The sequence below is a fragment of the Bacteroides sp. D22 genome (genome assembly GCF_000163675.1).
Classification (GTDB): Bacteria; Bacteroidota; Bacteroidia; order Bacteroidales; family Bacteroidaceae; genus Bacteroides; species Bacteroides xylanisolvens.
Genome location: NZ_GG774817.1, coordinates 1 through 7,693, shown reverse-complemented (window position 1 = coordinate 7,693; position 7,693 = coordinate 1). Strand labels below are relative to the sequence as shown.

Genomic DNA, 7,693 nt, shown 5'->3' with positions numbered 1-7,693 from the left:
ACGGCACAGTATAGCGGGGAGAAAGCTTCTTCAAAACGGCGCCAGTCTATCTTATTGGCAAGCAGGTATAAGGGATGCCTGGGATTCAGCTGGTCTGTCAAAGAGCTGAACAAGGAGGGCTGAGGGGTGGTCTTGTTTATCATAATAATCTGCAAGTTTTCAACCATAAAGATACAAAAACTTGCAGATATATCAAAGCAATTTATATATTAATATGTTGATTATTAGGCGTAAAAGCACATTCTAAGGGGCGACTAGATAGCTATAACGTGGGTGAAATTATTTATAAAGGGCTGTTATACAGCTCCATCAGCAATCTGTGTGAATCGGTGTAATCTGTGGTGTAGAATATCAAGCTTTCTTGATATAATCAACAATCCACTGTCCTACTTCTTTCGTTCCGTATTTAGCACCGTCAGCCACCTGAATTTCCGGTGTACGTACATTCTCATCCAAAGAAGCGTCTACTGCTTTACGAATCAGCGCACCCTCTTCTTTGCAATCGAAATACTCAAACAACATAGCTACGGAAAGAATTTGTGCCAACGGATTAGCAATATTCAATCCTTTAGCCTGCGGCCATGAACCGTGAATCGGTTCAAACACCGGAGTACTCTCGCCTGTGGAAGCAGAAGGAAGCAAGCCCATAGAACCACTGATTACAGAACCTTCGTCAGTCAGAATATCACCGAAGGTGTTTTCCGTTACCATCACATCGAAGAAAGCAGGTTCCTGAATCATCTTCATTGCAGCATTGTCCACAAACATATAATCTGTTGTCACTTCCGGATAGTTCGGAGCCATTTCCTGTGCAATCTGACGCCACAGACGGGAAGAAGCCAACACGTTTGCCTTATCTACCACCGTCAGGTGTTTTCTGCGCTTCATCGCATATTCAAAAGCCACTTTCAAGATACGTTCGATTTCCGGGCGAGTATAATAGTTGGTATCATACGCTTTGTCATTATCCTGATACTTTTCACCGAAATACATACCTCCGGTCAACTCACGGATACAGATAAAATCTGCGTTCTCTACCAGTTCCGCACGCAACGGAGATTTGTGAATCAGGCATTTGAATGTCTGCACCGGACGGATATTAGCGAAAAGTCCCAATTTCTTACGCATCGCCAACAAACCTTGTTCCGGACGTACCTTAGCAGTAGGGTCGTTATCAAATTTCGGATCGCCTACGGCAGAGAATAAAACAGCATCCGCATCTTTACAAACCTGATAGGTTGCTTCCGGAAACGGATCGCCTACTTTATCAATCGCATCAGCTCCACAGATTGCATATTCGTAACTTACTTTGTGGCCAAACTTCTCGCAAACGGCACTCATCACATCTACACCTTGCACAGAGATCTCCGGTCCGATACCGTCGCCTGCTAATACAGCAATTTTAAAATCCATAATCGTTTATTCTTCTATTTATATATTCTTATAAAAAACATTCTTTGGGCAAGTTATCTCTCACTTGCTCTTCTCGTATTCATCTTCGATGAGGTTCAACATCTTCATAGTAGCTTTGATGGCAGCTTCCGTCTGATCGGCATCAAGTCCGCGGGTACGGAACACCTGCTCGTCATAACTCCATGTGATTACTGTCTGCACAAATGCATCCGTACGCCCACCGGGAGGGATTGTCACTGCATAATTGGTCAGCATCGGGAATTTGCGTCCCAATGTCACCTTATATATCTTACGCAATGCACGAACAAAAGCATCATACTGGCCATCACCGCCTGAACTCTCTTCGTACTCTTTTCCGTTGATTTCTATCTTCAACGTAGCCATCGGTTTCAATCCATGAGCCAGATTCACAAAATAGCTCTTCAGTTTGACCTTCTCACCAATCGCTCCATGCTTCAACACATCAGAAACGATGTACGGCAAATCTTCCTGTGTCACCAATTCTTTCTTGTCGCCCAGTTCGATGATACGCTCCGTCACCTTGCGCATAGCATCTTCATCCAGCTCCAATCCGAGGTCTTCGAGATTTTTGCGGATATTGGCTTTGCCACTTGTTTTGCCCAACGCATATTCACGTTTACGGCCAAAGCGCTCGGGAAGCAAATCATTACAGTAAAGATTATTTTTGTTATCGCCGTCGGCATGCACACCTGCCACTTGCGTAAAGACATTCTCACCTACAATCGGTTTGTTGGCAGGTATCATAATACCCGAATAAGACTCCACTACCCGGCTGACATCATTCAAACGGCTCTCGTCGATATTGGTCGCCGCATTGAAATGATCTTTCAGGATGGCTTGCACACTTGCGAGGGGAGCATTTCCTGCTCGTTCGCCCAGTCCGTTGATGGTGGTATGCAGTCCTTTGACACCGCTTAATACGGCTGCAAGAACGTTGCTCACTGCCAAATCATAGTCATTGTGCGCATGGAAATCGAGATGAGTATTCGGATAACGTTTCTTCATCTTCCGCATATACTCTATCACTTGCAAGGGATTCAAGATACCCAACGTGTCAGGCAACATATAACGCTTGACACTCGTCTCTTGCAATCCATCCATCAACTGGAATACATATTCGGGAGAATCCTTGATACCGTTACTCCAATCTTCCAGATAAACATTGACGGTTATATCCTGTTCGTCGGCATAATGCACCACATTAATGATATCTGCCAGATGTTCTTCCGGTGTCTTTTTCAGTTGTTGCGTACAATGCTTCAGTGAACCTTTGCAAAGGAGGTTAATCACGCGGCAACCGGTACGCTGAATCCAATCAACAGAAGTATGCCCGTCAACAAAGCCGAGCACTTCCACTTTATGGAGCAGATTACGACGGGCCGCCCAGTCGCAAATCATCTTCACGGCTTCAAACTCACCGTCCGACACACGCGCCGAAGCAACCTCCACCCGGTCTACCTTCAAATCTTCTAACAGCAAACGGGCGATCATTAGTTTCTCATGAGGCACGAAAGATACTCCGCTGGTTTGTTCACCATCACGGAGCGTTGTGTCCATGATTTCTATTTTCACGCCTTCTTTTCCCATTCTTCTATTTTATCTTTATTGCTTAACAAGAAATCGATATCGTCCAATCCGTTCATCAAACAAAGTTTCTTGTAAGCATTGATTTCAAAATGTTCACTTTTACCTGTCGCCTTGTTGGTGATGGTCTGTTCGGGAAGATTCACTTCCACTTCCATCTTCGGGTCTGCTTCTATCGAATCAAACAATTCTTGCAGAAACTCTTCGGTTACAACCACCGGAAGCACAAAGTTGTTCAACTCATTATTCTTATGAATATCGGCAAAAAAACTGGATACCACCACACGGAAACCATATCCTGCAATGGCCCAGGCTGCGTGTTCACGGCTGGAACCCGAACCGAAGTTCTTACCTGCCACCAATATCTGTCCGCTGTAAGTAGGGTTGTTCAACACAAAATCCTTGTTCAGGGAACCATCTGCATTGTAACGCCAGTCACGAAAAAGGTTATCACCGAAGAATTTTTCTTCACGAGTGGTTGCTTTCAAGAAACGTGCCGGAATAATCTGGTCGGTATCTACGTTTTCTAAAGGAAGAGGTACACAAGTACTTGTGATTATATTAAATTTTGTCTTAGCCATCGCCTTATTTATGAATTATAAATTATGATTTATGATTGAAATTACATCAGTTCTCTCGGATCGGTAATCACACCTGTCACCGCAGCTGCAGCAGCCACCAGAGGACTAGCTAACAAGGTACGTGCACCAGGTCCCTGACGTCCTTCGAAGTTACGGTTGCTGGTAGATACCGAATATTTTCCGGCAGGAATCTTATCATCGTTCATCGCCAGACAAGCAGAACATCCCGGCTGACGAATAGCAAATCCGGCTTCCGTCAAAATCTTGTCGATTCCTTCCTTACGGATCTGTGCGTCTACCATCCATGAACCCGGAACCAGCCATGCAATTACATTTTCCGCTTTCTTGCGGCCTTTCACGATGGAAGCAAATGCACGGAAATCTTCGATACGCCCGTTTGTACAAGCGCCGAGGAATACATAATCAATCTTTTTGCCCAACAAAGATTCACCCGGTTGGAAGCCCATGTAGTCCATTGATTTCTTGAATGAAACCTGTGCAGCTTCGCTCATTCCTTCCATCGTAGGAATGTGCTGTGTGATGCCCATACCCATACCCGGATTCGTTCCGTAAGTAATCATCGGCTCAATATCAGCAGCTTCAAAACGGACTTCCTTGTCGAATACGGCATCGTCATCACTCTTCAATGTCTTCCAATATGCCAAAGCCTTGTCCCATGCTTCACCTTGCGGAGCACTTTCACGTCCCTTGATATATTCAAAAGTCACTTCGTCTGGAGCAACCATCCCCCCACGTGCACCCATTTCGATAGAAAGGTTACAGAGGGTAAGACGTCCCTCCATTGTCAGATTGCGGATAGCCGAACCTGCATATTCTACGAAGTAACCGGTAGCACCGCTGGTAGTCATCTTAGACATCATATACAGAGCTACATCTTTTGCAGTCACCCCTTTGCTCAGTTCACCGTCTACCGTGATACGCATTGTTTTCGGTCTTGACTGAAGAATACATTGCGAAGCCAATACCATTTCCACTTCACTTGTTCCGATACCGAAAGCGATTGCTCCCATCGCACCATGAGTAGAAGTGTGAGAGTCACCGCAGACAATCGTCATTCCCGGCAAAGTCAAACCACGTTCGGGACCTACCACATGGATAATTCCATTCTTCGGATGCATCATACCGTAGTGTGTCAAACCAAAATCCTTCGCATTCTTAGTCAGTGTGTCGACCTGCGTTTTAGAAATCGGATCTTCAATCTCCTTATCCTGATCGTGTGTCGGTGTATTATGGTCGGGCATACAAAATACCTTTTCCGGACGCAACACTCCGATTCCACGTTCACGCAATCCGGCAAAAGCTTGCGGACTAGTCACTTCATGACAATATAAGCGATCAATATAAAGCTGTGTAGGACCATCTTCCACAGTAGTCACCACGTGGGCATCCCATATCTTATCAAATAATGTATTCATCTGTTTATTTACTATTTTACTAATTACTATTTACTATTTTAAATGCCGATACGACTGTCAGTCTCTTTTTTATGATTTGAATTTGTTAATACAGTCAATATAAGCTTCTACGGAAGCGGCAATAATATCTGTATTAGCTCCAAAACCATAATAAATCTGGTTATCGTATTCTACCTGCATGTGTACTTTACCTACATCATCACTTCCCTTGCTGATAGCCTGAATAGTAAACTCTTTCAAAGTCATGTGGCGTTCTACAATCTTCTTCAATGCCTTGATAGCTGCATCTACCGGACCGTTACCACTGGCACAAGCCTCAAACTTCTCACCGGCAATGTTCAATCCCAAACTAGCTACCGAACGAACGCCGACACCACTCGTCACCTGCAAATAATCCAGTTTGATGCGATGATTCTGGCTACGGTCTGCACCTGCCAATACTAAAATATCGTCATCATTAATATCTTTCTTCTTATCAGCCAACTTCAAGAACTCATCATATACCTTATCCAGCTTTTCCTGCTCCAAGTCAACTCCCAAAATAGAAAGACGATTTTTCAACGCGGCACGTCCGCTACGGGCTGTCAATACGATAGAGTTATCATCAATACCCACATCATGCGGATCAATAATCTCATACGTCTGTACATTCTTCAACACACCGTCCTGATGGATACCTGAAGAATGTGCGAAAGCATTACGTCCAACGATCGCTTTATTCGGCTGTACCGGCATATTCATCAGGCTGGATACCATGCGGCTGGTCGGATAAATCTTCTGTGTATTGATATTGGTCTGAATATCTATTTCGTGGTGACTCTTGATAATCATGGCGATTTCTTCGAGGGCAGTATTTCCTGCACGTTCGCCGATACCGTTGATGGTAACTTCCACCTGACGTGCGCCGTTCAAAACACCGGCTATCGTATTGGCAGTAGCCATACCCAAGTCGTTGTGACAGTGAGTAGAAAGTATGGCATTATCGATGCCGTCTACATGGTCGATCAGGTATTTTATTTTAGCACCATATTCTGAAGGTAAGCAATAACCCGTTGTATCAGGAATATTCACTACGGTAGCTCCCGCTTTGATAACGGCTTCCACCACACGTGCCAGATATTCGTTATCCGTACGGCCTGCGTCTTCTGCATAAAACTCTACATCGTCCACAAAACGGCGGGCATACTTCACGGCAGCTACCGCACGTTCGATAATCTCCTCACGATTCGAATTGAATTTATATTTAATGTGCGAATCAGAAGTACCGATACCGGTATGAATACGTTTATGTTTAGCAAATTTCAGTGCATCTACAGCAACATCAATATCTTTTTGAACTGCACGTGTTAAAGCACAGATAGTAGGCCAAGTCACCGCTTTTGAAATCTCAATCACTGAATTAAAATCTCCCGGGCTCGAAATGGGGAATCCGGCTTCAATCACGTCTACTCCCAACGCTTCCAATGCCTTTGCTACCTGAATCTTCTCTACTGTATTCAACTGGCATCCCGGAACCTGTTCACCATCTCTAAGAGTGGTATCAAAAATAAATAACCTATTGTCCATATTCAATGTATATTATATAATTATTAGCATTAAAAAAAGCCTTTCACACTTGGAAGTGAGAAAGGCTTTCGTATATTTTCATTTATACACATTTACGCGCAGCACTCACTTCCACTAACCTTTGATAGTAGAATAATAATACCGCATAGTAGAATATGTATAAACATCTGGTTCATTTCTTGTCTCTTTTATAGTTTGACGGTGCAAAGGTATGGATTATTTCTTTTCCACCAAATAATACGTTACTTTTTTATCGAAAAAAATATCATTTCATAAGTTAAAGCCGATTTTTACCAAAAATATATCACGAATACAGGTCTATATTTCATTAAAAGAAAAGAGGGAGCAGAATGTTTTTCAGCATTCTCTCCCTCTTCTTCTTTATTGTTCTAAATCAATAGATTACTTCTTATCGCAACATTCTTTCTTTTCTGCGCAATCAGCTTTTTTGTCGCAAGCAGTAGCACAAGAATCTTTAGCCTGGCAGCAAGAATCAGATTCAACAACAGCTTCTACAGTTTCTACGGTTGTTTCTTCACCTTCAGAAGCAGCGTTAGTAGTTTTGTTACCAGCACAAGACATCATTGCAAAAGAAAATGTTACTGCTACAGCAGCCAAAAATAATTTAGTTTTCATACCTTTCAAATTTGCTTTAAACGTTTAATAAAATAATTGTCGGTCGCAAATATAACACTTTTTTTGCAAAGTACCAAACAACAGAAAGCCCCTTGATTCGTTGCTGAATCAAGGGGCTTCTCTAAAAACGGCGGCTACCTACTCTCCCACTGTTACGCAGTACCATCAGCGTGACGAGGCTTAACTTCTCTGTTCGGAATGGGAAGAGGTGGAACCCTCGTGCTATAACCACCTGAATAAGGTTATGACATGATGAAAAGTAAAATCTCAAGTTCATTACTAGTATGTTTCTGTTCCCTGTTTCCAGTTTCTGTATCAGTAATCCGCTAAACGTATATACCCAACCGGTACATATTTGAAAGAAAGTGAACGGGCAATTAGTAATGCTCGGCTTTGATGTTACCACCTTTACACCTGCATCCTATCAACGTCATCGTCTTTAACGACCCTAAGAAA

The 7,693-nt window shown here is 43.2% G+C and carries 6 protein-coding genes, 2 rRNA genes and 1 pseudogene; all 9 read right to left on the bottom strand.

The window, feature by feature from the left end:
• Positions 1-143, bottom strand: a pseudogene (locus HMPREF0106_RS27205) (IS5/IS1182 family transposase); the annotation flags it as partial.
• 208 nt (positions 144-351) lie between these two features.
• Positions 352-1,413 (bottom strand): 3-isopropylmalate dehydrogenase, encoded by a 1,062-nt coding sequence (gene leuB, locus HMPREF0106_RS05855; protein ID WP_004311790.1) that lies wholly within the window; start codon positions 1,411-1,413, stop codon positions 352-354.
• Between the two features lie 60 nt (positions 1,414-1,473).
• On the bottom strand, positions 1,474-3,021 hold the full coding sequence (locus tag HMPREF0106_RS05860) for an alpha-isopropylmalate synthase regulatory domain-containing protein (RefSeq protein WP_004315473.1): 1,548 nt from the start codon (positions 3,019-3,021) through the stop codon (positions 1,474-1,476).
• Positions 3,003-3,599, bottom strand: coding sequence for a 3-isopropylmalate dehydratase small subunit (leuD, locus tag HMPREF0106_RS05865; RefSeq protein WP_004307192.1), 597 nt, complete (start codon positions 3,597-3,599; stop codon positions 3,003-3,005). The genes HMPREF0106_RS05860 and leuD overlap by 19 nt, the downstream gene beginning before the upstream one ends.
• A gap of 41 nt (positions 3,600-3,640) precedes the next feature.
• Positions 3,641-5,035, bottom strand: a complete 1,395-nt coding sequence (leuC, locus tag HMPREF0106_RS05870) for a 3-isopropylmalate dehydratase large subunit (protein ID WP_009040720.1) — start codon at positions 5,033-5,035, stop codon at positions 3,641-3,643.
• Positions 5,036-5,104: 69 nt separating this feature from the next.
• Positions 5,105-6,601 carry a 2-isopropylmalate synthase gene (locus tag HMPREF0106_RS05875; RefSeq protein ID WP_004315472.1) on the bottom strand — a complete coding sequence of 499 codons (1,497 nt, stop codon included), beginning with the start codon at positions 6,599-6,601 and terminating at the stop codon, positions 5,105-5,107.
• Positions 6,602-7,003: 402 nt separating this feature from the next.
• Positions 7,004-7,237 carry a hypothetical protein gene (locus HMPREF0106_RS05880; RefSeq protein ID WP_004311794.1) on the bottom strand — a complete coding sequence of 78 codons (234 nt, stop codon included), beginning with the start codon at positions 7,235-7,237 and terminating at the stop codon, positions 7,004-7,006.
• Positions 7,238-7,362: 125 nt separating this feature from the next.
• A 5S ribosomal RNA gene (gene rrf, locus HMPREF0106_RS05885) occupies positions 7,363-7,473 on the bottom strand.
• A 120-nt stretch (positions 7,474-7,593) separates the two neighbouring features.
• Positions 7,594-7,693 (bottom strand): 23S ribosomal RNA (locus HMPREF0106_RS0125055); the annotation flags it as partial.